The sequence below is a fragment of the Peribacillus sp. CSMR9 genome (assembly GCF_033141925.1).
Lineage (GTDB): Bacteria > Bacillota > Bacilli > Bacillales > DSM-1321 > Peribacillus > Peribacillus simplex_A.
The window spans coordinates 23,159-49,558 of sequence record NZ_JAOPHO010000002.1; the positions used below are offsets into that span (position 1 = coordinate 23,159).

Sequence of the window (26,400 nt, forward strand, 5' to 3'; positions counted from 1 at the left end):
TTCGACAAAATCCATTTAAATCGGGTAAAACAGAAAGAGCACCCTGGTCAGAGTGCTCTTCTTTATTAAAAGCTCATTAATGTCAAGACATCATAGCCGTCTAATTTATCTTTGCCATCCAAGTCCGTCAATTCAATAAGGAATGCAATCCCGGCAACAATTCCGCCAAGCTGTTCAACCAATTTGATCGTCGCTTCGATTGTACCGCCAGTTGCAAGTAAATCGTCCGTAATCAGGATACGCTGTCCCGGTTTAATGGCATCTTTATGGATAGTCAAAACATCCTTGCCGTATTCTAAACCATATTCGACTTTTATCGTTTCACGCGGAAGTTTCCCTTCTTTTCTCACTGGTGCAAAGCCCACTTCCAATGAGTATGCGACTGGACATCCGATAATGAATCCGCGTGCTTCCGGTCCGACCACTAAATCGATATTTTTATCGCGAGCGTACTCGACGATTTGGTCTGTTGCGTATTTATAAGCTGCGCCGTTATCCATTAATGTTGTAATATCTTTGAAGACAATACCCGGTTTCGGCCAGTCTTGTACAATTGTTACATATTGCTTTAAATCCATTGCTTTGTTTCCTCCTCAAGGTCTGTTGCCTCATGAACTAAATAATGATTGAACCAATCGAATAATTGCTGATAGGAAGAATAAACAAGCTCTTGTTCAAGCTCAAATTGCTCTTTCTTTCTTATATACGATTCAGATTCACTGAGATCGCGTTTTTTCGCATTGGTTGTGAGCATGATTAACCCATTCTCTATTGTAACAAAATCAAGCTCAAAAAACACCTTAGAAATGAAATCCACGGTATCTCTTGACCACCCGCGGTACTTGGCAAGGTCATCACCATATCTTTTCACATCGAGCGGGCCCTTTTTGGCGAGGAAGGCATAAAACCATTTAAAATGGTCCCTAGTTGGCATCGTACTTAAGAAATGGTCCTGTTCATGGGAAAAGTGAGCGTAGATACGCGATGGATTCTTATTGGCAATCACCCGTTTCAAATATTCCCTTAACGGCGGCATGTCCATAAATACCACATGGCCTTCGAAGCAGTCGAGCTGATCTGCATCCTGTCCATTCTTGATATGAACGAGATCGGAATGGTTTTGTAAAAATGGATATCTACTATAAATATCTTCCGAGAAAATGACGATCTTCCGGTTTTGTGCCGGAATGTCGGCAAGCCACTTCTCTGCCTGACCCTTACCGCGGTAATCGAATAACTGCCAATGGTTTACAGAGACATCCTGGACAAAGATCTGGGGCTTTTTCATATTATTCCACTCATTGATGGAAAGCTCTCCAATCACCGAGACTTCAGCGTGCGGAGCTATTTCATCCACAAAATGACCTAGACCGAAGCCCACTCCATCAAGTTTATGATTTTCCCCATCTTCAAGCTGCACTTTCAAGTGATTTTGGTTGGCACCGATTTTTCGGACACTTGAAAGCTGTACGGAATCTATCAAAATCTTCGGCTTTGGATTCGTAACCCCAAATGGCGCCAGCAAGCTCATTTCCTGAATCGTTTGAACGGAAACTTCCGCTAGAGTGGTTGCTCCATCCAAGTTGGTAATTGGTGTGAAGTCCTCTTCGCTGAGCTGTTCCTTCGCAATCAGGTTCATGCGGTCCCTAAGCTCCTGAACATCTTCTATTTTCAATGTCATTCCAGCAGCCATCGGATGTCCACCAAAATGAGGCAGTAATTCACGGCAGGTGGAAAGACTTTCAAAAAGATCGAAACCGGCGATGCTCCGGGCTGAACCTTTCGCGTGCCCCTTTTCCCGGTCATAACTTAATACAATCGTGGGGCGGTAAAAGCGTTCAACCAGTTTGGAGGCTACAATACCCACTACCCCTGCGTTCCAGCCTTCTCTCCCGATGATAAGCACACCATTGGACTCAGGCGGGAAGTTTTCCTCAACCTCTTGAATCGCTTCTTCCGCCATTGCCGCAACCATCGCCTGACGCTCTTTATTAATATCATTGATTTCATTGGCAAGTTCCATCGCTTCTGCCAAGTTTTCAGACATCAATAAATCCACAGCCGGGTCAGCATCTCCAAGTCGTCCGACAGCATTGATCCGCGGTGCCATCGCAAAACCGATTGATTCTTCATTCAATGCTTCCTGCTGAACATTCGCCACTTTCATTAGAGCAACAAGCCCCGGACGGCCAGTCAATCGTAACTGCTCGATCCCTTTCGCAGCGATGAGGCGATTCTCCCCTTTTAAAGGCACTAAATCCGCAATGGTGCCGATGGCCGCTATTTCAAGTAAATCCTCTGGCAATTCCCCTAGCAAAGCGTGTGCCAGCTTAAAAGCGACACCTACTCCGGCAAGATCTTCAAATGGGTAGGAACTGTCCTCAAGTTTAGGATGGATAATTGCCAATGCCTCAGGCAATTCCGGTCCCGGTTCATGGTGATCGGTCAAAATATAATCCATGCCAAGCTCGCAGGCAAGTTTCGCTTCATCGACTGCAGAAATTCCGGTATCGACGGTTATTAATACCTTCACCCCTTGCTCAGCTGCAAGGCGGAACGCCATCGGATTCGGACCATAGCCCTCTGTAAACCGATTCGGGATATAAAAATCCACATCGGCCCCCAATCTCGTTAGCGCCGTCATCATCACTGTGGTCGATGTCACGCCATCTGCGTCATAATCACCGAAAATCCGTATTTTTTCTCCATTTTGAATGGCTTCTCTTATTCTATAGACTGCTTTATCCATATCTTTCAATAAAAATGGATCATGAAAAGTTTGATTTTTTACAAATAAAAATGATCGGGCACTTTCAATCGTGTCCAGGCCTCGATTCACAAGCAGGGCTGCAACCAAAGGTGTGATATGAAGCTCTTCAGCTAGTACAGCAACTTTGTTTTCATCGGCAGTTCGCAAGTTCCACCGGGTTTTTGGTTTTAACATGAATTCACCCCTTAACTTACTTATTATACAAAACGACAATAACGGTTTCAATTTATTTTAAACTCAAAAATGGCTGTAATTCCCTATTCAAAAAGCTAGACTCACAAAAAGAAGGCTGGCATCATGCCAGCCTCCTCTCACATATTAAACTTGTCCTTCAAGACTTTGTTTCTTTTCTTTTGCGGTGTTCAGTGGTCCTTTTTTCTTCAATTCCCTGATTTTTAAATCAAGCCAGAATTGGGACGCGATTAATAGAGACGAATACACGCCACATATTAAACCGATAAACAGGGCAATTGAGAAGTTTCGGATAGCTTCACTGCCGAAGATCATCAACGCGATAACCGTAATGAGAACAGTTAGTACGGTGTTAATGGATCTCGTCAATGTTTGCCTGATACTGATATTTACAATATTCTCAAGCTCTTCAACGGTTTTGACTTTACGACTGAAGCGTAAGTTTTCACGAATCCGGTCAAAGGTTACGATCGTATCATTGATCGAATAACCGACGATCGTCAGTACCGCAGCAATGAAGGTGATATCCACTTCGAGCCGAAATACACTAAATATCGTTATGATGAAGAACGCGTCATGTATAAGCGCTACGACAGCAGGTACAGCCATTCGCCATTCAAATCGTATCGATACATACAAAACGATTCCGAGTGATGCAATCGCTAACGCTTTCATGGCATTTTTCGCGAGTTCTTTTCCGACTGTCGGCGATACGGTGCTGACATTCGGTTCTGCTCCATAATCCTTCTTGAAATGGTCCTTCAATTTTGCGATTTCCTGCTTATCAAGGACACCGACTGTCCGAACGACAGCATTTTTATTTTCTTTTCCAGTGAGCCTGACATCCTTGACATCATTCTCGTCAATGCCGACCTTGACCATTTCGGTTTCGACTTGCTGTTTCGTCAAGACATCTTTGGACGCAATCTCAATTCGGGTACCGCTCGTGAAATCAATACCTAGATTCAATCTGAAAACGAGCAGGAAAATGATCCCGATAATCGTTACACCGACTGAAATGCCATAAAAAACTTTCCGATGTTTGACAAAATCGATTTTATCAAAGCGTGTTGGCAATGACATTAAATTAATTTTCTCCGATAAATCGTGAATGTATTTCTTCTTCACGCCAAACCATGTTGTGCGTTTGTCAAGGAACCCGCTATTCACCCAAAGGCTCATGAAAAGACGCGTACCATAAACGGCTGTAATGAAACTCATTAAAATCGAAATGATCAATGTGGTCGCAAACCCTTTAACGGAGCTTGTTCCATAATAGAATAGAACAGCCGCAGCCAGCAAGGTCGTTAAATTCGCATCCGTAATCGTAGCAAGTGAGTTTTTCGTACCTTCTTTATAAGCTGCTTTTACAGAACGGCCAAGTTTCAATTCATCTCTGATCCGCTCGTAGGTTATGATGTTGGCATCGACAGCCATCCCGACCCCGAGTACCAATGCCGCAATACCAGGCAGCGTAAGGACCGCATTCATCCAATCGAACACCAATAGCGTCAAGAAAAGGTATATGCTTAAAGTGACGACTGCAATAAATCCAGGGAAGCGGTAATACACAAGCATGAAGATGAAAACAAGTGCAATTCCGATGATCCCTGCAAAAACAGTATCATGCAGTGCACCTGCACCAAATTGGGCACCTACAGAAGTGGAGTACTTTTCCTTTAGATCAACAGGCAGGGCACCTGCATCCAGAAGGGCTGCAAGCTCTTTCGCTTCTTCCACCGTAAATTGACCGGTGATATATACCTTCTTCGTATTAAAAACTTCACTGACAGCTGGAGCGGATATCATATTGTCCTGTGAAGCCGCATCTTTAAAGGAATCTTTTCCTTTCTCGAAATCCAACCAGATTGCAAGTACATTTGTCGGACGTTCCATCGTGGAAATTTTTTGAGTGATTTCTTTAAACTTATTTACATCTTTCAATGTGACTTCAACAACCGGTTTATTATCTTGGAACGTTTGTTTCGCGCCGCCTTCTTTCAGGTCAGCACCAGTCATCATTTCCTTATCGTTGTAATCACGGAAGGATAATTTGGCTTGGGTCGAAAGAATTTCCCGAGCTTTATTTTGGTCTTTAACACCGGCCAATTGAACACGGATCCTGTCCTTCCCTTCAATTTGAATGCTAGGTTCATTGACACCTAATACATTGATACGCCTCTCAAGGGAGCTCACTGTAGCTTTCAGAACATCCGGGGTAATCTTTCCCCCAGCCAGCGGTTTTACTTGATATAACACTTCAAAACCACCCTGAAGGTCAAGACCCAGCTTGATATCCTTTAGGATTCCTTTTGAAGTCGATCCCATCGCTGCGAAAATCAAAAGTGCGATTAGAAAAAACGCAACGATCCTGCTTCTTTTTACCATTATGTAGTAGGCCCCTTTCTATAATACGCCTGTTCCTGAAGTTTTAATAAAACTGACATTTTTTTATTTATAATAAATGCATCCCTTTTGCTTCTTGAGAAAAAAGACATAGCTTCCCATAATTTTCCCAAAAAAGGCATAACCATATCTATTATGAGTCATATACAAACCGCTGTCAATTTAAGTATATCTTTGCTTTATTCCTTCAAAAGATCCTTCAGCTCATCTTCAGAAATCGGCTCAAAAAGGTTTGGTGATTTATAGGCTTCAACCATTTGGAAGGTCATGAACTGGTTGCTTGAAAAAGTCACAATGTCGGCTACGAGTTCGTGAATGTGAATGTTTTCCTGCGGACGCTTCCATTTATTTTTGGTTAAGGTTCCCCATATATCTTCCTCTGTTACGGCATTCAATCCAACCATTTGGAATTCCTCACGCTTGCTTTTCAAAAATGGACGTACCTTTACATAATACCTTTGATAGGGATGATTCTTTTTCGTCATCACTTTGCCTCCAGTAAAAATGATTCTCATATGAATGCGCATTTTCTTAGAAGGAAATCCGATCATTTGTAAGAACGCAAACACTTTTGTCATGCTTTGTCCAAGTACAAGCATATAGATAATTGTATAGCATAACCGCTTTTTTGAGAAGGCAGGGAGGGAGTTCAATGTCCAAGTTTTTAAAAGGGACGCTGATTTTATTAATCGCAAGCCTGATTACAAGGGTTCTTGGGTTCATTAACCGCATTGTCATCGCCCGCTTCATCGGCGAAGAAGGCGTTGGTTTATATATGATGGCTTTACCGACCCTATTTCTCGTCGTGAACATTACCCAGTTAGGCCTGCCTATCGCCATTTCCAAATTCGTTGCTGAGGCCAATGCCAAAGGTGATGAACGGAAAATCAAGAAAATCCTTGTCGTCTCTTTGGCCTGCACCTTTACTCTATCGATGATTTTCACTCCTGCAATGCTGCTTTTCGCGCCGGTTCTCTCAGAATACCTATTCACTGACGATCGGACGGTATGGCCGCTCATGGCAATCGCTCCTATCGTACCGATCATCGCCATTTCATCCGTACTGCGCGGTTATTTCCAAGGGAAGCAAAATATGAAGCCCTTCGCTTTCTCACAAGTCATCGAACAGGTGGCACGAATCACATTCATAGCCGTCCTGACGAAGGCCTTTTTGCCATATGGAATCGAATACGCTGCAGCCGGGGCGATGTTCGCTTCAATTATCGGAGAACTTGTTTCACTCATCTACTTATTGACTAGCTTTAAATTAAAGAAACATTTTAAGTTCCGGAAAGGATTTATCAAGAATGTCAAATCAGGAAAAGGAACGTTCACCGAATTGATGGGGATTGCCCTTCCTACCACCGGAAGCAGGATGATTGGATCGGTTTCGTGGTTTTTTGAACCGATAGTGGTTGCCCAGAGTTTGGCAACCGCCGGTGTCACCGCGGCAGCAGCCACCAGCCAATACGGGGAATTGACAGGGTACGCACTGCCTTTACTCATGCTTCCTTCTTTCGTTACGTCATCATTGGCGACGGCACTTGTCCCCGCAGTGAGCGAAGCCCGTACGACCGGAAACTTTCTACTCGTTGAGCACAGGCTTCAACAGTCCCTGAAAATCACCTTTATCACAGGCTGTTTAGCTGTCGTCATTCTGTTCATTTTTGCCGAACCTATTTTACAAGTCATGTATGGCTCTTCCCATGCTGCTGTTTTCATTAAATTCCTGGCACCTTTTTTTATCCTTTATTATTTTCAGTACCCGCTACAGTCCATGCTTCAAGCACTGGATTTAGCAAAAGCCGCAATGTTCAACAGTCTGGCTGGGAACATCCTTAAAATCGGTGTGATTTGGCTGCTGGCGTCGAAGGAAAGTTTCGGGATCATGGGAGCCGCAATCGGGATAGCCGTCGGTTCGATGCTCGTTACTTTTCTGCACTTTTCAACCGTGCTGAAGGTCGTCCCTTTCACGCTTCATTTCCGGAGCTATATGTCAGCTTTGGGCATTGCCTTAATTTCAGGCTGGGGCGGTTATTACCTTTATAAAGTCCCGCTCTCCTCACTGCCTCTTGGCGGACGGCTTTTGCTGTCCGTGACGGTCGTGATCCTGCTGTTCACATTTTCCCTCCTCATGACAGGCAGCATAAAAAAAGCGGATTTGATCAGGATTCCTGTAGTGGGCGGCTTTTTATCAAAGTTTGCTTGGAAATAAATTGAACCGAAGCATTTAACGGCTTCGGTCATTTCTTCGTTTCATTCTTATCGATGTAAAATTGGCCATCTATGTATCCGCAAATCGAAATCTCTTTAATATTCGTTTCTCCCATTTTTTTCAACTGGTACCGGAGCCAAAAATGATTTTTGCCAATTTTATCGAGATTAGCCTCCTGAATCTCTCCGTCGATTATAAGTGGGTAGGGAGTTTCTACACTTTCCGACCTTTCTTCTTGTGTATTTTTAATCACCGAGAGCTTCCCTGAAGTTTCAAGGATGGCAAATTTAACAACATTTAAATCATTAATTCCTTGTTCACGAAGCTGGGTCAATAAGTCATCAAAATTATATCGTTGTTTACGCATCGCCTTTTCATCTATTTTCCCCTGATTGATAATGATCTGCGGCTTACCGTCCATGAAATTGCGAAACCTGACACTTTTCAATGAGATCAATGCCAATGTCATTTGGAGGCCCGCGAGGACAAACATTGGGATAGTCTGTCGAACAAACGGTTTTTCCAAATCTTCAAAGGATAGCACGGCAATGTCCCCTATCATGATGGATACCACTAAATCAAGAACGCTAAGTTCCCCTACTTCCCGCTTACCCATCATTCGAAAAAGGAACCAGATGACTAGATAGATCACTGTTGTTCTAAAAATAACAGCCAGATAGGTTTCCACTTCATTTAACACATCCTTCATTCCATAGGATGGCTTGGGAACTGAAAAATTACTCCACAATCTTTTCTAATTTTATGGGAAGCTTCTGTAAACCTGGTCTAAAGGTTCCATACCGGGAATATGCTTGTACTAACACATAAACAGGCTAAAACGTAACAGCCTTTTAAAAAGGAGGAATACCCATCGAAACTAAAAAAATGAGTGTCGCCGTAATTTATGGCGTAGGCTCCATCTTTGCCATAGCGATGATTGCAAGTTTAATCGTTTCCATCCTTCTTCGTTTTACTTCACTGACGGAATCATCCCTGACATACGTGATCATGATCGTGTCCTTTTTATCGCTGTTCATTGGTGGATTCATATCAGGGGGCAAAGGGAAAAAGCAAGGACTATTCTTAGGAGGAAGTACTGGGCTGCTTTATCTGTTGGTCGTGTTCCTTTTTCAATATTTAGGTCACGATGCACTCTTCACCATCAAGCAATGGATCTACTACGGCTGTTTTGTCATTACAGCCATGATGGGTGGCGTGCTTGGGGTCAACATGAGCTCTGAATCACGCACCAATTAAAAAAACACAGCAAAAAAACCGGGCACATGGCCCGGTTTTCGTTTGTATTATAATGTTGCTTCTTTATTTGGTGCGCTTTCCGTAATTTCACGGATTGAAGCACGGTCGAAAGTCAATTTTGTACCGTCTGGTGATTTAATGACGATTTTCAATTCATCGATCGAATCGATTGTTCCGTGCATGCCGCCGATAGTAGCAACTTTATCACCTTTTTTCAAACTAGTTTGCATGCTTTGCGTAGCCTTTTGGCGTTTTTGCTGCGGACGGATTAATAAGAAATAGAACAATACGAACATTAAGATCAACGGAAGTATTTGTGTTAAAGCCATTTGTAAATTCACTCCTTTCGTTCATTAAAATATTTATGGAATTAGAAGTTTCTCGCATTTGGTTCGTTGAAACCATATTGCTCAAAAAACTCTTCCCTAAAGTCTCCAAGACGATCTTCTCGAATAGCTTGTCTGACCTGTTCCATCAAGTTTAACAGAAAATGAAGGTTATGGTAAGTCGTAAGACGAATTCCGAAGGTTTCTTCACATTTAATCAAATGGCGGATATATGCCCGGCTATAATTCTTGCAAACATGGCAATCGCAATTTTCATCGATTGGACCAAAATCGCGTGCATATTTCGCATTTTTCACAACCAGCCGCCCATTGCTCGTCATCAACGTGCCATTACGCGCAATTCGCGTCGGCAGTACACAGTCAAACATATCGACACCGCGGATTGCACCATCGATCAATGAGTCCGGCGAACCTACCCCCATCAGGTAACGCGGTTTGTTAGTTGGCAGCAGCGGACTTGTAAACTCAAGAACGCGGTTCATGATATCCTTCGGTTCCCCTACGGATAGTCCTCCAATAGCATAACCCGGAAAATCAAGGGAGACAAGGTCTTTTGCACTTTGTTTACGAAGGTTTTCAAACTCCCCGCCTTGAACGATCCCGAACAGTCCTTGGTCATTTGGGCGCTCATGGGCATTCAAACAGCGTTCCGCCCAGCGTGATGTCCGTTCAACCGATTTCTTCATATACTCTTCGGTTGCCGGAAATGGCGGACATTCATCGAATGCCATCATAATATCGGAGCCTAGCGCGTTTTGTATTTCCATCGCTTTTTCTGGGGATAAAAATAATTTATCACCATTCAGATGGTTCCTGAAATGTACGCCCTCTTCTTCAATTTTGCGGAATTCACTCAAACTGAAGACTTGAAAGCCGCCTGAATCCGTCAGAATCGCCCGATCCCAGTTCATGAACTTATGCAATCCGCCAGCTTCCTTGATGATTTCATGCCCCGGGCGGAGCCATAAGTGGTACGTATTGCTCAGGATGATGCCTGCCCCCATTTGTTTCAAATCTTCTGGGGACATCGTTTTGACAGTAGCCATCGTTCCAACCGGCATGAATGCCGGCGTTTCAAAAGAACCATGCGGCGTATGAACCCGGCCTAACCGTGCCCCTGTCTGTTTACATGTTTTGATTAACTCATATCGTATTGCAGTCAACGCAATAACTCCCTTCAAGAGCTTCTCACTCTTTATTACTTAATTAACATTGCATCTCCAAAACTAAAGAACCTGTATTTTTCTTTAACGGCCGTTTCATAGGCATGAAGGATATGCTCCCTGCCTGCAAGTGCAGAAATAAGCATGATTAAAGTAGATTTCGGTAAATGGAAGTTCGTTATCATCGCATCGATCCCTTTGAATTCATAACCAGGATAAATGAAGATGCTCGTCCAGCCATTCTCTTCCTTGAAAACCCCATCATTACGGGACGCAATCGTTTCTAATGTCCTTGTTGACGTAGTGCCGACCGTGATGATTTTCCCGCCTTTTTCTTTCACATCATTCAGTAATCTGGCTGTGCCTTCAGTCATTTGATAAAACTCTGAATGCATTTCGTGGCTGTCAATATCATCCACACTGACAGGACGGAACGTACCAAGCCCAACATGTAGCGTGATGAAAGCGATGTGGACACCCATCCCTTTAAGTTTCCCAAGCAAATCCTCGGTAAAGTGCAGGCCTGCCGTAGGTGCCGCTGCAGATCCCCGTTCACGCGCATATACCGTTTGATAACGGTCCTGATCGTCGAGTTGTTCCTTGATATATGGAGGTAAAGGCATTTCGCCAAGCTTCTCTAGTATTTCATAAAATATGCCTTCATATTTAAATTCTAGGATTCGGCCGCCATGCTCAAGTACACCTGTACAGACGGCACTTAGTTTACCATCGCCAAAAATGATTGTCGAGCCTACTTTAATCCGTTTGGCTGGCTTCACGAGCGTTTCCCATACATCATCATGCTCTTGCTTAAGCAGCAATACTTCAACCTTTGCACCCGTTTCTTCTTTACTGCCGTATAGCCGGGCCGGCAGCACCTTCGTATCATTCAACACCAGGCAATCTCCCGGTTTGATATATTCCGTGATATGGCTGAATACATCATGCTGGAGTTTTCCGGTTTCTTTGTCCAACACCATCAATCTACTTGCTTCCCTATCCTCCAAAGGAACTTGTGCAATCAATTCCTCCGGTAAATGAAAATCAAACATTTCCAATTTCATCTGTTCCACTTCCTAACCTGTCTATCAAGCTGTAATTATTATTTAAAACGGCCGATCAAATAAAAAATGGCGGACAACACAACACTGACGATGATTGATGTCACGATAGGAAAATAAAACGTCGTATTCCCCTTTTTCAGAAAAATATCTCCCGGCAGCCTGCCGAGATGGATATATTTCATCGCAAAACCAATCACGAATATAATCACACCCAGTATCATTACCATTTTTGGTATATTCATCATTCAGGCATCTCCATTCCGAAATGCTCATAAACCAGCTGTGTTGCCATCCGGCCTCTTGGAGTCCGCTGAAGAAAACCGACTTGTAACAGATATGGTTCGTACACGTCTTCGATCGTATGTGCCTCTTCGCCAATCGTTGCGGCAATCGTTTCCAGACCCACGGGCCCACCACGGAATTTTTCAATGATCCCTTTAAGTAATTTATGGTCAATATGATCGAGTCCTAAACGGTCGACCTGCATTAATTCAAGCGCATAATCGGCAAGTTCGGCAGTTATCGTACCATCACCGCGTACCTGGGCAAAATCCCTGACCCTCCGTAACAGCCGATTAGCAATTCTCGGGGTTCCCCTTGACCTTCTTGCAAGCTCTGCAGCTGCCTGATCATTCATTTCCGTATCCATGATTCTTGCTGTACGGATGATGATATCAGCCAAATGGTTTTCCGTATAATATTCAAGACGGCTTAAAACGCCAAAACGGTCCCTGAGCGGTGCAGATAGTGACCCTGCACGTGTCGTGGCCCCTACGAGGGTGAACGGAGGCAGGTCGATTCTGATCGAACGGGCTTCCGGCCCCTTACCGACTACAATATCCAAACAGAAGTCCTCCATAGCCGGGTATAGCACTTCTTCGACAACACGAGGAAGACGGTGAATCTCATCAATGAATAACACATCACCAGGCTCAAGTGCACTCAAAATGGCCGCCAGATCTCCCGGCCGTTCAATGGCGGGACCGGAAGTCGTGCGGATATTGACACCCATTTCATTAGCGATGATGACAGCTAGCGTCGTCTTCCCAAGTCCGGGCGGTCCATATAAAAGTACATGATCAAGCGTTTCTTCCCTCATCCTTGCCGCTTCGATGTATACGCTCAAATTCGCTTTCACTTTATCCTGTCCAATATATTGCTTTAAGTTTTGCGGCCGCAGGCTTTGTTCAAAGGATAGTTCGTTCAGATCGGCTTCCTGATTGAATATTCTCTCCTCCATTGCGCCACTCCTTATCTTAACATCATTTGCAATGCTTTCTTAATGTATTGCTCGGTCGTCATATCTTCCGTCTGCAACTTCTTAGCAACCTTTTGGATTTCCTTTTCAGAATAACCAAGAGCCTTTAAAGCAAGAATGGCTTCATCCAACGCTTCCGTATAACCATTGGGACTGAGTGCGGCCGTGACGCCTTCGTTAAACAAGCTTGGAAAGGCATCCGGAATAATGTTCTCAAGTTTGCCTTTTAAATCCAGAATCATTTGCCGTGCCGTTTTCTTTCCGACTCCCGGGAATTTCACCAAAAACGATTCATCTTCACTTTCGATCGCCTGCACCACCTGATCAACTTGTCCTGATGCTAATATGGCTAGAGCACCCTTCGGTCCGATTCCGGTTACATTCAATAATTTTGTGAATAATGCCTTTTCTTGCCGAGTCTGAAATCCGTAAAATGCAGCCATATCCTCGCGCACATAATGATATAAAAAAACTTGGATTTCTTTCTGGTATTGGGCGGAAAAAATAAAAGGATTCGGCGTCATCACTTGATATCCGATTCCCCCATTTTCCACAACTATGTATTCAGGTCCAATATAATCGACCTTGCCTTTTATATAATCATACAAATTAATTCTCTCCCTGATTTTGCTGTACCTCTCATTTTATCATAAAAAAGAAGGGTTGTTCATTAAAAGTTATTTAGTAGTCGGCAAAGACTTTTCCAATGGACGCTATCCCGTTTTATCGCATTTGGGGTTTACGGTTTTCTGGAGAAAAACAAAGAGGATGGGTGTCATCCCATCCTAGTTTACCGAATATGGCTCATATTCTTTAATGAGCTGTTTATATTGGTCTTTATTCATGATCGGTATCCCTTTTTGCAATTCCTCCTGCTTGTATACTTCAAGTTTACCAACGTCTATTTGGTAAAAAGTATGAATGATCTTGGCGTGCTCAGGCCTTCCGATAAAAATGGATAACGTACCATCTTCCCTCATCCCAAGGTAACCATTCGCTTTTAAAAGCGGAGATATGTCATTTTCAATTTTCTTAAGGACAATATGTTCTTCATTTTGATCGACTACTTTCCACCCTTGATATTTTGACCAAAAGTCTTCCATCGACCAAATTGTTTCTGTAAATTTCTCCTCACTTAACTCGCCATCCAGATACATACGCTGAAGGATGACTTTCCTTTCAATTGGTTCATTTTCCTTCTGCACAGGTTCTTCGGCATAAACGGTTAAGCAAAATGGCAGTATGAAAAGTATCATGAAAAATTGGATCCTTAGTTGATTAATCAATATTCTCACCTCTTAAGGCGTTTACTTTTTAAGTAGTTTGACCCAAATAAGGATTATTAACCAGAAAAAATCTAAAAGGGCTGACCATGGAATCGGGGTCAGCCCTTTAATTATTTTAAGTGATCTTGATGAATGTTAAGATTCTCGAACATGTCATTGGCATCCAGAATGACCATTTCCCTTGTATCGCCATCACGAAGATTGTTATCAAGTGTCATCGACCTATAATAGACACCTTGATCGGTTGTGACGTATAGGTTCCGGCCATTTGAAAGCGGTCCGATTTCATTCTTGACTTTTTCTTTGACATTTTTTGCTTGGCTGTAGTCATTAAGCAGCAAGGCAACCAGCATTTCGTCTTTCATGATGATTGTTCTGGCATCGATAACAGGGTCCACTCCATTGGCGATTCCATTAGCTTTGTCGGCTAACGTGCCTTCATAAGAATTATAATAAGATGATCGGGCCCTAAGCGGTTTACTTTCATGGCCATGGTAATTACGATCCCGCGTACTGTATGCATCATCTTTATCGTAAAGGCCTTGCCCCATATTCCGATAATTGATGTTTCGTACCAATACATCTTTTTCAGTTGTATGGTACCCTGTTTCATTCGTTATATTTTCGTTTTTAGCTGTATCATTATTAGCGCATCCAACCAAGCTGACAGTGGCTAATACCGTATAAAGTGGCAGTGTCCATTTTATTTTCTGCAAAATAACCCTCCCATTGCAATAGAATGAGCTATATTCCGCTCATAATTAGCATGGGTGTCTAACGATGAATGTACTCTGTAAGTTACGGCCAAAAGCGCGTTTTATTTCCTCTTTAGGGAAGAAATCTTCTTCTCCAATTTTTCATTCATCTTAATCCGCTCCGAAAAACCTTCCACAGTCATTTTCCAGACCGAATGAAGCTGAGAAGAACTTTTATTAAGACGATTCCATTCACGGAAAATATCCGTAGGATAAGTTAAAGCATATAAAAAGGCCAGGTCAGACTGATAGCTTTGCAATTGCGGCACTTCCCACAACTTGGTGGCCGCATCTTCCAAATGAGGTGAAATTCGATTTGCATACTGTAAATAATCAATGCATCTTGGAGCACTTGCCATTAGATCAAAATCGATTAAGGTTAAAGTGCCGTCTTCTCTCCGCAAGAAATTATGGTGGGCACAATCACCATGAATGATGACTTTCTTTTCCTTACTCCATAAAGACTGGTTTTTATCAAAACCCTCTAATGCCCACTCCCCCCATCTAATCCATTCTTTAATAATATCTTCGGAAACATATTGGCGAACATAAGAAAAGTTATTTTTAAATAGTGATAAACGCTCTTTCCATTTTTTTGATTGATCAAAAACAGGCGCGTTAATGGAGAGATGTTCAGAAACATCATGGAAGCTTTCCAGTAACTGAATTCCCTCTAAACGGTCCTTATGATTGGAAAATCGGAATTTTTTCTTACTCGGCGGAAAATAGTCCATACTGCCATACCATTTCCCTTTGAATTGAAAGGGCATTAAATTCTGATGAATATAATACGTTTGATGGAAACCCTTTTGTTTTAATAAAGAAGTCAATTCTCTTTGCCGATCCCATTTTTCAAAACTGCTGAATCCTTTAAGGATTATTGGATGACCCTTTTCAAAAGTTATTAAATAGACACTGCTTTGAAGATGGTGGACTTTCTTTGGCTTACGATTTATATAAGAGAGGAGACGAGTGTTAAAAACACTGTCTCCTTGATAATTAGTAGTCATCGCTTTCATCTACATATGTTGGTATCCCAAATGTTTCAGGAGCACGAACGCCACCGAATTGGCCAGGCTGTCCTCCCATTTGTCCAGGCAACATAGCTTCAGGCTGCCCCCGCATCATGCCCGGCTGACCACCAAATTGACCCGGCATCATCATCTCTAGCTGGCTTCCTGGCTGACCTCCACCTTGACCTCCCATCATCCCTGGTTGGCTTCCACCTTGGCCTCCCATCATCCCTGGTTGACCTCCTTGAAAGCCTCCCATCATTCCTGGTTGACCTCCTGGATGGCCTCCCATCATGCCTGGTTGGCCTCCTTGGAAGCCTCCCATCATTCCTGATTGACCTCCTGGATGGCCTCCCATCATTCCTGATTGACCTCCTGGATGGCCTCCCATCATGCCTGGTTGACCTCCTGGATGGCCTCCCATCATTCCTGGTTGGCCTCCTTGATGGCCTCCCATCATTCCTGGTTGGCCTCCTTGGAAGCCTCCCATCATTCCTGAATGGCCTCCTGGATGGCCTCCCATCATGCCTGGTTGACCTCCTGGATGACCTCCCATCATCCCTGGTTGACCTCCTGGATGACCTCCCATCATTCCTGGTTGACCTCCTGGATGACCTCCCATCATCCCTGGTTGACCTCCTTGGAAGCCTCCCATCATCCCTGGTTGACCTCCTTGGAAGCCTCCCGTCATCCCTGTATGGCTTCCTTGATGGCCTTCCGTCATCCCTGTATGGCTTCCTTGATGACCTTCCATCAGACCTGAATGGCTTCCTTGATGGCCTCCCGTCATCCCTGAATGGCTTCCTTGATGGCCTCCCGTCATCCCTGAATGGCTTCCTTGATGACCTTCCATCAGACCTGGATGGCTTCCTTGATGGCCTCCCGTCATCCCTGAATGGCCTCCTTGATGACTTCCCATCATGCTTGGATGGCTTCCTTGATGACCTTCCATCAGACCTGAATGGCTTCCTTGATGGCCTCCCGTCATCCCTGAATGGCTTCCTTGATGGCCTTCCATCATTCCTGAATGGCCTCCTTGATGACTTCCCATCATGCTTGGATGGCTTCCTTGATGACCTTCCATCATCCCTGAATGGCTTCCTTGATGACTTCCCATCATGCCTGAATGGCTTCCTTGATGACCTCCCGTCATGCCTGGGTGGCTTCCTTGATGACCTTCCATCATCCCTGAGTGGCTTCCTTGATGACCTCCCATCATGCCTGAATGGCCTCCTTGATGACCTTCCATCATGCCTGAGTGGCTTCCTTGGTGACCTCCCATCATGCCTGGGTGGCTTCCTTGGTGACCTCCCATCATGCCTGAGTGGCTTCCTTGGTGACCTCCCATCATCCATGGTTGACCTCCACCTTGGCCACCTATCATCATGCCTGGATGGCTTCCACTTTGGCCGCCCATCATCATGCCTGGATCACTTCCACTTTGACCGCCTATCACCATACTTGGATCGCCTCCACTTTGACCGCCCATCATCATACTTGGATCGCCTCCACTTTGACCGCCCATCATCATGCCTGGATCGCTACCACTTTGACCGCCCATCATCATGCCTGGATCGCTACCACTTTGACCGCCATATTGTTGGACTTGAGCCGATTCTTCTGACTCTGCTTCATATTGATGCTGCATCTCTATTTTTTTGTTTCCTTGATACTGTCCTTTCACATCCGGCCCATAAGTTCCTAGTACCCCCTTATTACAGCCGCAATCTTCCTCTTCCTCACCGGCTGTCTGGGTATACTGCTGAGGAAAGTTATGGTGATCATTTGAAGAAGACGATTCCACTGATGGCCCATACTCTTGTTGCATATATGAACCTGCTACTTGAGCTTGTTGATTCATCCCCCCATAAAAATGATGCGGAACCGGTGCTGAGGCTTGATATGGATAATGTTGCTGGCCTGCTGGATTCATACTTGCCCCTTGAACGAATCCTTGCCCCATCGTTTGCATGTCAGGAGATTCTCCCCAAACATCAGAACTTTCTTCCATCATTTGATAACCTTGTGGAGCCGCCTGGTACCCTTGAGCACCTTGATATGGGGCTTGCATCCCTTGCATCTGCATATACGCCCATGGAGGCGGCTGAATACAATAACCGCTTCCAGGCATGATTGGCGTTACTGGAATACAATCATCCACCGGCTCACAATATTCCTGTTCTGGCTGGACAGCAGGCTTTTTCTTCTTCTTTTTAGTGACTGCCTGCACTTCTTTTTTCTTTGGTAAAGGTGGTGGTGCAGGAGGCTTCTGTACACTCATATTGGTCATGTTGACCATATAATAATTATTGATATCGATTTCCGGAATCACTGGCATCGGTACTGGTACTTCTTTTGGAACGATTATTTGCTTTTCTTTAATGATTGGCTTTGGCTGAACGATCTGCTGCTCTTTCTTAGCTGGCTGTTGAAAGATTTTCTGCTCTTTTACTGGTTTTTGAACGATTGGTTGTTCTTTAACCGGCTGTTGAAATTTCGGCTGTTCTTTTACTGGATGTTTTTGCATAATTTGCTGCTCTTTCATAGGTGCAGGCTGTGCTTGATACGGTTGAATTTGGGATTCTTTCATTCCCTGTTGAATATTCACGTTTGGTTTAACCGTTTCTTTTATTACAGCTCCGGATGTCCCTGGTATTTTAATTTTCATTCCGGGCATCATCATGTCCGGGTTGCTCAATTGCGTGTTAACTTTTTTAAGTTCTTCAAAACTGACGCCATATTTTTTGGCGAGTTTCCAAAGCGTATCGCCTTTTTGGACTATATGAATTTTCACGCTGTTAACCCCTCCTGTGCATATGTCCATATATTCTATGATGCAGTGGGTGAATTGCTATTATTTTTATCATGAAAACTTATGCATGAAAAAGGACTTTTATGATTGGAACCAATGATTTAGGAATATGAAAGGTACTTTTTTGAAGAAGAAAAAATCGATATGGCATCTCGGAAAAAGGATAATCTTTTCTCTTAGGACCTGCCTTATTAACAGGATCGATAATTAGAAAGGAACCATTGCATTCATCCTAAAAAAGGATTCGTCAGGAATCCATCATGAAAGAAACGCTTCCTTCAACCTGTCTAAGCGAAAGGAAAATCCTGGTATAAGAAAGTGAATGACCTAAAGCTGTGGGTCCAGGTAACTTTTCTTACATTCTGGGAGGAATATTAGTGGAAGAAAGGACAGCTCGAACGTGGAGGACAAAAGGGGTAAAGGTATGGCCGGAATCGGTTTGGCAATCAGCTTGTTCGTGATGCTCCTGGCGGTAATCCAAGCGAATTGTTAGGCAGCTTGAATTCCACAGATTTGGATATACTCCTATTTTAAAACCAAAAAGAATGTTGGCAAAAGGAGTTTTATCTAAATGGTAAAACAAATTTGATTGAGATGGAAGATGCGAGACTGCTGGGAAAAGTGCGTCCAAGGAAGTCCCCACAGGCGCAAAGAGTGCCCAGGTCGGACCGTCCGCGGAAAGCGAGTGCCCTACGTTCCAATCAACGTTCAAATTTTACAAACCCACAAAAAAAACTGTAGACACACTCAATTATTTATCGAGTTTGTCTACAGTCTGAGGGGGGCTTCTGCCCTCCCTTTCTTATGTTATGAAAAGTCTTTTTCAATTTTATTATTGAAAGGATTAACTTAAACCCGTTCCAACATTCTGTTTAAAGCTAGTATGGCATTATCCGCAATGCCCTTCTCGACTTTTATCGGATTAATGATAATACCTTCTTCAATTGATTCAAGCGCCCAAAGCAAGTGAGGCAAATCAATCCGGTTCATCGTAAGGCATGGACACATATTCGGATTTAACGAGATGATGTTCTTGTCAGGGTTATTGGCGATAAGCCGTTTGACAAGGTTCATTTCCGTGCCGATTGCCCAAGAACTACCTGGTTCGGCCTTTTCTATCATATTAATGATGTACGATGTCGAACCCGCATAATCCGACAGGGCGACTACCTCACGGCGACATTCGGGATGAACGATGATATTCATTTCCGGCTGCTCCGCTCGAAGCGTTTCAATATTCGCCGTCGTGAAATTTTCATGGACCGAACAATGCCCTTTCCAAAGAAGTACCTTCAGATCTTCGAGTTCCCCTTCATAGATTAATTCGTCCTTATGAGGATCCCAGACAGCCATTTCGTTTAATGGAATGCCAAGGTCAAAGGCTGTATTCCTCCCAAGATGCTGATCGGGAAGAAACAGGATCCGTTCTTTTTGCGAGAGGGCCCACGATACCATCCCTTGTGCATTTGAAGAAGTCACCGTCGCCCCGCCATTTTTCCCTACAAAAGCTTTGATGGCCGCAGTCGAATTAACATAAGTGAGCGGAAGGATCGTATCGCCAAATAATTCCTGAAGCTTTGTCCAGGCCCGTTCGGTTTGTTCAATATCCGCCATATCTGCCATTGAACAGCCTGCTCGCATGTCAGGAAGGATGACCGTCTGCCCTTCTTCAGTCAAAATATCGGCAGTTTCAGCCATGAAATGTACGCCACAAAACACGATATAATCCGCTTCGCGATTTTCGGCGGAAAGCTGTGCCAACTGAAGTGAATCTCCCGTTACATCCGAAAATTGAATGACTTCCTCCCGTTGATAATGATGACCTGGGATATAAAGCCGCTTTCCCATTCGGTTCTTAATGTCATGGACCCGATTTTCCATATCTTCCATTGTCATCGTCTTATATTTTTCAGGCAATACATTCCCTGCCGTACTAGCCATCTCCAATATGTTCATTTCAATATCCCCTCACGTTCTTTGACCTTAGCGCTAATATCAAGTGCCCTGACACTGTGAGTCAGACTGCCCAATGAAATATAGTCAACCCCTGTTTCCCGATATGAGGCTAGATTGTCTAAATGAATACCTCCGGAAGCTTCAGTTATGATGTGGGCAGGAACCAATTTGATCAGTTGCTTAATTTCTTCGGGGCTCCGGTTATCGAACATGATGATATCAGCACCGGCTTCCACTGCTTCAAGCACCTGTTCGATTGATTCCGTTTCCACTTCCACTTTAGTGGTATGACCCAGTTTGGATTTTACCGTTTGAACCGCCTTCGTAATGGATCCAGCGAAAGAAATATGATTATCCTTTATCATGACGGCATCAAACAGGCCATATCGGTGATTGAATGCCCCGCCTGAACGGACCGCATATTTTTCAAGCATCCGCAGGCCAGGTGTAGTTTTCCTCGTATCACAAGCCCTCGTCTTCGTCCCTGCTAATATCTTGGTAGCTTTATGAGCCTGTGTCGCAATGGCGGACATACGCTGCACTAAATTCAAAACCACCCGTTCCCCTTTTAAAAGAGAAGCCATATCGCCGGTCATTCTTGCAAGTTGATGTCCTGGTTCAAAAACTTCGCCATCATGAACAAAAAGGGAAACCTCGATTTGCTCATCCAACAATGCAAATCCTGTCTTGATGACGTCACTTCCACTAAAAACTCCGCCTTCTTTTGCAATGAATGTCAAAGTCCCTTGTTCACCTTGATCAAAAATCGTATCACTCGTTACGTCGCATTCACCTATATCTTCCATTAAAAATTGTTGCAGCATCTGCTTAAGCTTCAATATATTCATATAGTCGCCTCCCTTTTACCCGGTTTTTCACATCTGTGCAAGCAAGGATAACCGAATTTTCAAGCCATTGGGAGTCATCTTCGCTTGGATAGTCACTGCGGAAATGACCGCCCCTGCTTTCCGTTCTGGTCAATGCGGATTCGGCAATCAGCCATGCCACGATTGTGGCATTGATATTCGTTATCTCTTTTATCGATAATCCCGTTACTTCCATATGCAGCAATTTTTCGATATTGAATGTCTCAAGATAATCCTTCAGTCGAGTTAAACCTGCTTCATTTCGAACGATTCCTGCTTCGTTCATTAATTTTCCCTGCAATGTCGCGAGATCAGGTAAAATGGTAAAATGGCAGGAACCTTTGGACTGCTCTTTTTCTTCCGGTATCGACCTTGCTGGCATGTTAGCTAGCAATTGACCAAGCGCATTTCCAAAAACCAGCCCTTCGAGTAGGGAGTTGCTGGCCAATCGGTTCGCCCCATGTACACCAGTGCATGCCACTTCACCAACTGCATACAAAGAAGGGACAGAGGTTCTCCCCCATTCGTCGACTTCAATCCCCCCCATCAGGAAATGGTTTCCAGGCGCTACAGGGATTTTCCCGAATTTAAGGTCCAGCCCGCTTTTTTCACATAATGAGCTCACTGTCGGAAAACGCTTCTTAAAATCCTTAATCATTGAAATATCCAAAAATACCTTTTCTCCGCGCTGTAAATAAGAAAAAATCGTCTGTGCCACAATATGCCTTGGAGCCAGATCTTTCATGGCATGGACATCCTCCATGATCGGTCTTCCCATTTCAGTCACTAACCTTGCACCATCCCCGCGGACCGCTTCTGAAACCAGCCCTTTCGCTTTACCATTTATAAAAAGCAGGGTCGGATGAAACTGTATGAATTCCATGTCACGAACTTTTGCCCCGGCCTTGAATGCAAGTGCGATTCCATCTCCTGAAACCGTTTGTGAATTTGAAGTGAAATGGTATAGGGAACCACAGCCGCCAGTTGCCAAAACTGTTCGTTCCGCGTGGTACGTTACAAGTTTCCCAGCCTTATCAAGAGTTTTGACGCCTATGCAAGAATCATCTTTTCCGATAATCAACTCCACTGCTGCCGCATTCTCGACCACAGTAATCAAAGAGTTTTTCAAACACCCTATTAGATGTTCCATGATGTACTTTCCTGTAGAATCCCCATGACTATGAAGGATTCTCCTTTCACTGTGGGCCCCCTCCATGCCAAGCATGAGGGTACCATCATGATCATGGTCAAATTGCATGCCGGAACGAATAAGTTCAGCTATCACCGAAGGGGCCTCTTCGACGAGTATTTCCACTGCCTTTTCCTTGTTATAACGCTGACCAGCCTCCAGCGTATCTTTTTTATGATAGGATACTCTGTCACGATCAGATATTGCAGCTGCAATCCCGCCCTGTGCTAAATAGGAATTACTATGGCGGATCTTTGATTTTGTGATGAGTATCACATGCTTATGTTTACTTGCTTCCAATGCCGTTTTCAAGGCAGCAATCCCGCTACCTATAACGATGATTCCCGCTTTTACCATTATTTCATTCCTCCTGTTTATGACAGGTGTCTTGACAACTATATTTACATATTATTAAACTATTATCAAGAGTTTTTTAAGATTACAAGATAGAGGTGATTTCTTGATTTATTTGGATTATGCAGCCACAACGCCGATTGATGATGAGGCACTCGACGTATTCAGCCAAGCATCCCGGAAGTTTTTCGGGAATGCGAGCAGTTTGCATGATATTGGCTCTGAAGCGGCACGTTTATTGGATATGTCACGGCAGCAACTAGCAGAAATGCTGAACATAAAAAAGGAAGGAATCATCTTTACGAGCGGCGGGTCAGAAAGCAACATGCTTGCCATTGATACATTCATCGCATCAAAACCATCCTGGCAGAACCACTTGATTGTAAGCCGAACTGAACATGCATCAATTGCCAATTTTGTCGCAAAGCTTGAACATGAAGGCTTCGAGGTTACGTATTTACGGCATTTGGAAGATGGCCGAGTTGATATTGAACATCTACAGGAATGTTTGTCGGAGAAAACTTGCTTGGTCATCGTCCAACATGTGAATTCAGAAATCGGGGTCATTCAACCCATTGAGCAAATAAGTAAAATCGTTCGAAGACACCATGCTTTCTTGCATGTGGATTGTGTCCAATCATTTGCTAAATTGCCGCTTGGGAAGTTATCTGCCTTATGTGATGGATTATCAGTTTCCAGTCATAAAGTTTATGGTCCAAAAGGGACTGGAGCCGTCATTTTCCCGGCCATCCATCGGTTGAAGGCTTCAGTACCTAATATCACTCATGAATATGGTTTCCGGCCAGGGACAGTGGACGTCCCCGGTATAGCTTCCTTCGTAACGGCTGCAAAGAAATTAGGGGATATCATGGAAGATGAACGGAAACGGATTTCCATGCTTAGGGTGCAATTGATCGAGCGGCTTACGGAAAAGAAAGTCGATTTTCAAATCATCGATGCGAAGGACAAGCAATTGCCCCACATTCTGGCACTGACCTTTGCTGGATTCCAAGGACAATACATCATGCTGGAATTAAACCAGAAGGGATTTGCTGTATCGACGGGAAGCGCCTGTCAAATCGGTAAACAGGATCCTTCAAAAACAATGATGGCCATTGGGAAAAGCGAAGATGAAGCACATCAATTCGTCCGTTTTTCATTTGGTAAAAATACAACGGCCGACGACATTCACAAGTTGGCAGACTGTCTCGAAGGAATATCTTCCATTCGATAAACCCCTCCATTCTATGGTAGAATGTTTGTTAATAAAGAGGTGAATGATTATGGAAAGAAAGAAATTACTCGGGGAAGAAAGACGGACGAAACTCTTACATTTATTGCAAACAAGCGATCAGCCAGTAACAGGCAGCGAGCTTTCGCAAATCACGAATGTAAGCCGGCAGGTTATCGTTGGTGACATAACGCTCCTGAAAGCACGGAATGAACCTATCATTGCCACGAGCCAGGGCTATATGTACTTACAAACGGGGAGCACCCAAAAGCCGGAAAGGATAATTGCTTGCCAGCATGATCCTTCACGGGCCCAAGAAGAGCTATTTTTACTCGTGGATATCGGCATCACGGTGAAAGATGTCAAAATCGAGCACCCCGTATACGGCGACCTGACCGCTTCCATCATGGTCAGCAGCCGTAAAGAAGTCCAGCAATTCCTCTCTAAGGTGACGGCAACGAACGCATCTTTTTTATCGGAACTAACGAGCGGCATCCATCTCCATACACTGAGTGCATCATCAGAAGAACTGCTTGATGAAGCGGAAGGTGCATTGAGGGATGCCGGCATTTTGGTCGATTGAAAAAATGAAAATCCTCAAAAGCCACATCTTTTGAGGATTTTTTATTGGCTCCGCACTCTCCATCCTAGATTCTCAATTGCCCTAAAAGACTAATGATGGAGCCTACCGCCTGTACCCAGCCTCCTATCCCTTGTATTAATTCACCATTCGATGGCTTCTCTTCCAAATGGGATATTGATACATTTTCAGATGCCCTGAAGTTCATTACCAATCAAATCTAAGTTTTTTGCGAAATTCTTCGTCCAAGGTAATGAATGGTGGACCTTAACAGTAGAAATGACGGTTCCAATCGCTTGAGTCCAAGAACCGAACGTTTCTTCGAATTGCCTATCCATCTCTGCTTACCATCATCCTATCATGCATGTTTGGATATTTTTCTAGCATTAAAAAAAGGTGCATCCACTAAGGATAAGTCACAAGGTATGTAATCATGTTCCATACAGGTAATCCTCATATTCCTCTAAAGAATCATCTCCAAAGTGAAAAATAATGAATTCCTTCATCGCTCTTTTCTTGTCCATTTTATATATATTCCATAAAATTACAGCCAGGAACTTGTACACAAGGAAAAGCCCAATCTTAACTGAAACCTTCACAAAAAAATGCCCCGGAAATAATCCCGGGGCACCTTTCTTGTATAAAGCACAGCTGAGGGTTGTACCATTTATCACTTAGGAAATCGATGATGCAAACTTCCAGCCTTGTGTACCCAGGAAAAATCGTTTACCGTCGCTTTAAGCGTTCAATTTTCCTGGGAAATCATCGTTGCGGTACACCATTTTGGACTCTAAAGCATGAATAGCTTCCCATGATCGAAACCGTACATCCAAGGGCCTCGAGCTCAGAGATCGCTCCTGGAATGAGAACATCGTCAAGGGCCATTTCAATGTCGATGATGAAAAAGTAATTGCCTAATCCTGTTTTCATGGGTCTTGATTCAATCTTGGAAAGATTAAGCTTCCTCCAGGAAAAAGCGGATAGGACTTGGTGAAGCTGCCCTGAGTGGTCGGCAGGCAGCTGAATCATCAGGGTCGTTTTCTTGTTCCCTTCAACGGTCAAATGCCCTTCATAGTCGACTTCACTGTTGGATACAACAATAAACTTGGTGTGATTATGTTCGTAATCGTGAATGTTTTCTTCCACAATCGTCAAACCATACTCCGCTGCAGCCATATCATTTGCAATCGCAGCAATATTGATATCGGGATTCTCCATCACCATTTTTGCAGCGGCTGCAGTGGATGTGACATACTCATATGGAATGCCCCTTAGTTCTTTATGGAGGAATTTGCGGCATTGAGCGATGGCATGGGAATGCGAATAAACCATGTCCGGTTTGAAACCAGGATATGCATGATCCGGATGCACCATATAATGCTGTTGAATTGGGATCGTCACTTCCCCTTTCATCGGTAATGTGACTTCATGGACTAAGTAATCCATCGTAATATTTACCGATCCCTCCAAAGCATTCTCGATCGGTACGAGCGCGTGATTCACTTCCCCGTCCCGGACAGCATCAAGGCAGTCTGGAATCGTGTTCATCGGCATTTTTATATCATTAGGAAATAGTCGCGAAACAGCTAAATCCGTGAACGTTGCTTTTGGTCCAAGAAATGCAATTTTTGATGTCATATTATAAACTCCTTTTCACGGAAAATCTATTGTTTATGTTATGCCATT

Annotated in this window: 25 protein-coding genes; 4 read left to right on the forward strand and 21 right to left on the reverse strand. The window is 43.8% G+C overall.

Translation table 11 applies throughout. The features are described 5' to 3' along the window. Positions 1-65: 65 nt before the first annotated feature. From N9I19_RS01945 to N9I19_RS01960, 4 genes are all read right to left on the reverse strand, one after another. Positions 66-578, reverse strand: coding sequence for an adenine phosphoribosyltransferase (locus N9I19_RS01945; RefSeq protein WP_061464220.1), 513 nt, complete (start codon positions 576-578; stop codon positions 66-68). Further along, on the reverse strand, positions 569-2,944 hold the full coding sequence (gene recJ, locus N9I19_RS01950; RefSeq protein WP_317776856.1) for a single-stranded-DNA-specific exonuclease RecJ: 2,376 nt from the start codon (positions 2,942-2,944) through the stop codon (positions 569-571). The genes N9I19_RS01945 and recJ overlap by 10 nt, the downstream gene beginning before the upstream one ends. Positions 2,945-3,088: 144 nt before the next feature. Next, positions 3,089-5,350, reverse strand: a complete 2,262-nt coding sequence (gene secDF, locus N9I19_RS01955) for a protein translocase subunit SecDF (protein ID WP_317776857.1) — start codon at positions 5,348-5,350, stop codon at positions 3,089-3,091. Between the two features lie 197 nt (positions 5,351-5,547). Then, positions 5,548-5,853 carry a post-transcriptional regulator gene (locus N9I19_RS01960; protein ID WP_061464223.1) on the reverse strand — a complete coding sequence of 102 codons (306 nt, stop codon included), beginning with the start codon at positions 5,851-5,853 and terminating at the stop codon, positions 5,548-5,550. Positions 5,854-6,020: 167 nt separating this feature from the next. Here N9I19_RS01960 and spoVB point away from each other — a divergent pair, with 167 nt between their 5' ends. After that, on the forward strand, positions 6,021-7,583 hold the full coding sequence (gene spoVB, locus N9I19_RS01965) for a stage V sporulation protein B (RefSeq protein WP_317776858.1): 1,563 nt from the start codon (positions 6,021-6,023) through the stop codon (positions 7,581-7,583). 28 nt (positions 7,584-7,611) lie between these two features. On the opposite strand, the gene N9I19_RS01970 is transcribed toward spoVB, so the two are convergent. Continuing rightward, positions 7,612-8,271 carry a DUF421 domain-containing protein gene (locus N9I19_RS01970; protein WP_411730394.1) on the reverse strand — a complete coding sequence of 220 codons (660 nt, stop codon included), beginning with the start codon at positions 8,269-8,271 and terminating at the stop codon, positions 7,612-7,614. 197 nt (positions 8,272-8,468) lie between these two features. Between N9I19_RS01970 and N9I19_RS01975 the strand changes: the two genes are divergently transcribed. After that, positions 8,469-8,840, forward strand: coding sequence for a TIGR04086 family membrane protein (locus tag N9I19_RS01975; RefSeq protein WP_061464226.1), 372 nt, complete (start codon positions 8,469-8,471; stop codon positions 8,838-8,840). A gap of 47 nt (positions 8,841-8,887) precedes the next feature. Here the strand turns inward: N9I19_RS01975 and yajC are convergent, their stop codons facing one another. The 13 genes from yajC to nadB all read right to left on the reverse strand — a co-directional run bounded on the left by yajC (position 8,888) and on the right by nadB (position 22,906). After that, positions 8,888-9,169, reverse strand: a complete 282-nt coding sequence (yajC, locus tag N9I19_RS01980) for a preprotein translocase subunit YajC (protein ID WP_317776859.1) — start codon at positions 9,167-9,169, stop codon at positions 8,888-8,890. A 41-nt stretch (positions 9,170-9,210) separates the two neighbouring features. Next, complete coding sequence (tgt, locus tag N9I19_RS01985; protein WP_061464228.1) at positions 9,211-10,350, reverse strand: tRNA guanosine(34) transglycosylase Tgt; 1,140 nt, start codon at positions 10,348-10,350, stop codon at positions 9,211-9,213. 35 nt (positions 10,351-10,385) lie between these two features. Then, a complete protein-coding gene (gene queA, locus N9I19_RS01990) occupies positions 10,386-11,414 on the reverse strand; it encodes a tRNA preQ1(34) S-adenosylmethionine ribosyltransferase-isomerase QueA (protein WP_089361644.1) in 1,029 nt (342 codons plus the stop codon). A 38-nt stretch (positions 11,415-11,452) separates the two neighbouring features. Then, positions 11,453-11,659: a DUF2905 domain-containing protein gene (locus tag N9I19_RS01995; RefSeq protein ID WP_034308809.1), complete on the reverse strand. Its 207-nt coding sequence runs from the start codon at positions 11,657-11,659 to the stop codon at positions 11,453-11,455. After that, positions 11,656-12,654, reverse strand: a complete 999-nt coding sequence (ruvB, locus tag N9I19_RS02000) for a Holliday junction branch migration DNA helicase RuvB (protein WP_089361645.1) — start codon at positions 12,652-12,654, stop codon at positions 11,656-11,658. The genes N9I19_RS01995 and ruvB overlap by 4 nt, the downstream gene beginning before the upstream one ends. A gap of 11 nt (positions 12,655-12,665) precedes the next feature. Next, positions 12,666-13,280, reverse strand: a complete 615-nt coding sequence (gene ruvA / locus N9I19_RS02005; RefSeq protein WP_061464231.1) for a Holliday junction branch migration protein RuvA — start codon at positions 13,278-13,280, stop codon at positions 12,666-12,668. Positions 13,281-13,457: 177 nt separating this feature from the next. Further along, on the reverse strand, positions 13,458-13,958 hold the full coding sequence (locus tag N9I19_RS02010) for a BofC C-terminal domain-containing protein (RefSeq protein ID WP_317776860.1): 501 nt from the start codon (positions 13,956-13,958) through the stop codon (positions 13,458-13,460). Positions 13,959-14,068: 110 nt separating this feature from the next. Next, positions 14,069-14,674, reverse strand: coding sequence for a YhcN/YlaJ family sporulation lipoprotein (locus N9I19_RS02015; protein ID WP_317776861.1), 606 nt, complete (start codon positions 14,672-14,674; stop codon positions 14,069-14,071). Positions 14,675-14,775: 101 nt separating this feature from the next. Then, positions 14,776-15,723, reverse strand: a complete 948-nt coding sequence (locus N9I19_RS02020; protein ID WP_289319962.1) for a phosphotransferase — start codon at positions 15,721-15,723, stop codon at positions 14,776-14,778. Next, positions 15,713-18,520: a SafA/ExsA family spore coat assembly protein gene (gene safA / locus N9I19_RS02025; RefSeq protein WP_317776862.1), complete on the reverse strand. Its 2,808-nt coding sequence runs from the start codon at positions 18,518-18,520 to the stop codon at positions 15,713-15,715. The genes N9I19_RS02020 and safA overlap by 11 nt, the downstream gene beginning before the upstream one ends. Before the next feature lie 867 nt (positions 18,521-19,387). Next, a complete protein-coding gene (gene nadA, locus N9I19_RS02030) occupies positions 19,388-20,494 on the reverse strand; it encodes a quinolinate synthase NadA (protein WP_125160049.1) in 1,107 nt (368 codons plus the stop codon). Beyond that, positions 20,491-21,342 carry a carboxylating nicotinate-nucleotide diphosphorylase gene (nadC, locus tag N9I19_RS02035; RefSeq protein ID WP_061464237.1) on the reverse strand — a complete coding sequence of 284 codons (852 nt, stop codon included), beginning with the start codon at positions 21,340-21,342 and terminating at the stop codon, positions 20,491-20,493. Before nadC ends, nadA begins: the two co-directional genes overlap by 4 nt. Continuing rightward, positions 21,323-22,906, reverse strand: a complete 1,584-nt coding sequence (gene nadB / locus N9I19_RS02040; protein ID WP_317776863.1) for an L-aspartate oxidase — start codon at positions 22,904-22,906, stop codon at positions 21,323-21,325. The genes nadC and nadB overlap by 20 nt, the downstream gene beginning before the upstream one ends. A 103-nt stretch (positions 22,907-23,009) precedes the next feature. Here nadB and N9I19_RS02045 point away from each other — a divergent pair, with 103 nt between their 5' ends. Together N9I19_RS02045 and N9I19_RS02050 are read left to right on the forward strand one after the other, a co-directional pair. Beyond that, a complete protein-coding gene (locus N9I19_RS02045) occupies positions 23,010-24,137 on the forward strand; it encodes an IscS subfamily cysteine desulfurase (RefSeq protein WP_317776864.1) in 1,128 nt (375 codons plus the stop codon). A gap of 46 nt (positions 24,138-24,183) precedes the next feature. Further along, on the forward strand, positions 24,184-24,717 hold the full coding sequence (locus tag N9I19_RS02050; protein WP_061466154.1) for a transcription repressor NadR: 534 nt from the start codon (positions 24,184-24,186) through the stop codon (positions 24,715-24,717). A 185-nt stretch (positions 24,718-24,902) separates the two neighbouring features. Here the strand turns inward: N9I19_RS02050 and N9I19_RS02055 are convergent, their stop codons facing one another. The 3 genes from N9I19_RS02055 to pheA form a co-directional block, all read right to left on the reverse strand. After that, entirely contained in the window at positions 24,903-25,052 is a 150-nt protein-coding gene (locus N9I19_RS02055) for a DUF6944 family repetitive protein (protein WP_155727358.1), read from the reverse strand. Positions 25,053-25,145: 93 nt separating this feature from the next. Next, positions 25,146-25,313, reverse strand: a complete 168-nt coding sequence (locus N9I19_RS02060; protein WP_317776865.1) for a hypothetical protein — start codon at positions 25,311-25,313, stop codon at positions 25,146-25,148. 163 nt (positions 25,314-25,476) lie between these two features. Further along, the gene (gene pheA / locus N9I19_RS02065) at positions 25,477-26,352 is read right to left on the reverse strand and encodes a prephenate dehydratase (RefSeq protein WP_089361654.1); all 876 of its coding nucleotides are present in this window, start codon (positions 26,350-26,352) and stop codon (positions 25,477-25,479) included. Between the last annotated feature and the right edge of the window lie 48 nt (positions 26,353-26,400).

Excerpts from the sequence above, each read along its gene's own strand:
- pheA (WP_089361654.1), bottom strand. The coding sequence starts at position 26,352 with ATGACATCAAAAATTGCATTTCTTGGACCAAAAGCAACGTTCACGGAT.
- recJ (WP_317776856.1), bottom strand. The coding sequence starts at position 2,944 with ATGTTAAAACCAAAAACCCGGTGGAACTTGCGAACTGCCGATGAAAAC.
- N9I19_RS02055 (WP_155727358.1), bottom strand. The coding sequence starts at position 25,052 with ATGGATAGGCAATTCGAAGAAACGTTCGGTTCTTGGACTCAAGCGATT.
- secDF (WP_317776857.1), bottom strand. The coding sequence starts at position 5,350 with ATGGTAAAAAGAAGCAGGATCGTTGCGTTTTTTCTAATCGCACTTTTG.
- yajC (WP_317776859.1), bottom strand. The coding sequence starts at position 9,169 with ATGGCTTTAACACAAATACTTCCGTTGATCTTAATGTTCGTATTGTTC.
- nadA (WP_125160049.1), bottom strand. The coding sequence starts at position 20,494 with ATGAACATATTGGAGATGGCTAGTACGGCAGGGAATGTATTGCCTGAA.
- spoVB (WP_317776858.1), top strand. The coding sequence starts at position 6,021 with ATGTCCAAGTTTTTAAAAGGGACGCTGATTTTATTAATCGCAAGCCTG.
- nadB (WP_317776863.1), bottom strand. The coding sequence starts at position 22,906 with ATGGTAAAAGCGGGAATCATCGTTATAGGTAGCGGGATTGCTGCCTTG.
- N9I19_RS01945 (WP_061464220.1), bottom strand. The coding sequence starts at position 578 with ATGGATTTAAAGCAATATGTAACAATTGTACAAGACTGGCCGAAACCG.
- queA (WP_089361644.1), bottom strand. The coding sequence starts at position 11,414 with ATGAAATTGGAAATGTTTGATTTTCATTTACCGGAGGAATTGATTGCA.
- N9I19_RS01960 (WP_061464223.1), bottom strand. The coding sequence starts at position 5,853 with ATGACGAAAAAGAATCATCCCTATCAAAGGTATTATGTAAAGGTACGT.
- N9I19_RS01975 (WP_061464226.1), top strand. The coding sequence starts at position 8,469 with ATGAGTGTCGCCGTAATTTATGGCGTAGGCTCCATCTTTGCCATAGCG.
- nadC (WP_061464237.1), bottom strand. The coding sequence starts at position 21,342 with ATGAATATATTGAAGCTTAAGCAGATGCTGCAACAATTTTTAATGGAA.
- N9I19_RS02020 (WP_289319962.1), bottom strand. The coding sequence starts at position 15,723 with ATGACTACTAATTATCAAGGAGACAGTGTTTTTAACACTCGTCTCCTC.
- ruvB (WP_089361645.1), bottom strand. The coding sequence starts at position 12,654 with ATGGAGGAGAGAATATTCAATCAGGAAGCCGATCTGAACGAACTATCC.
- N9I19_RS01995 (WP_034308809.1), bottom strand. The coding sequence starts at position 11,659 with ATGATGAATATACCAAAAATGGTAATGATACTGGGTGTGATTATATTC.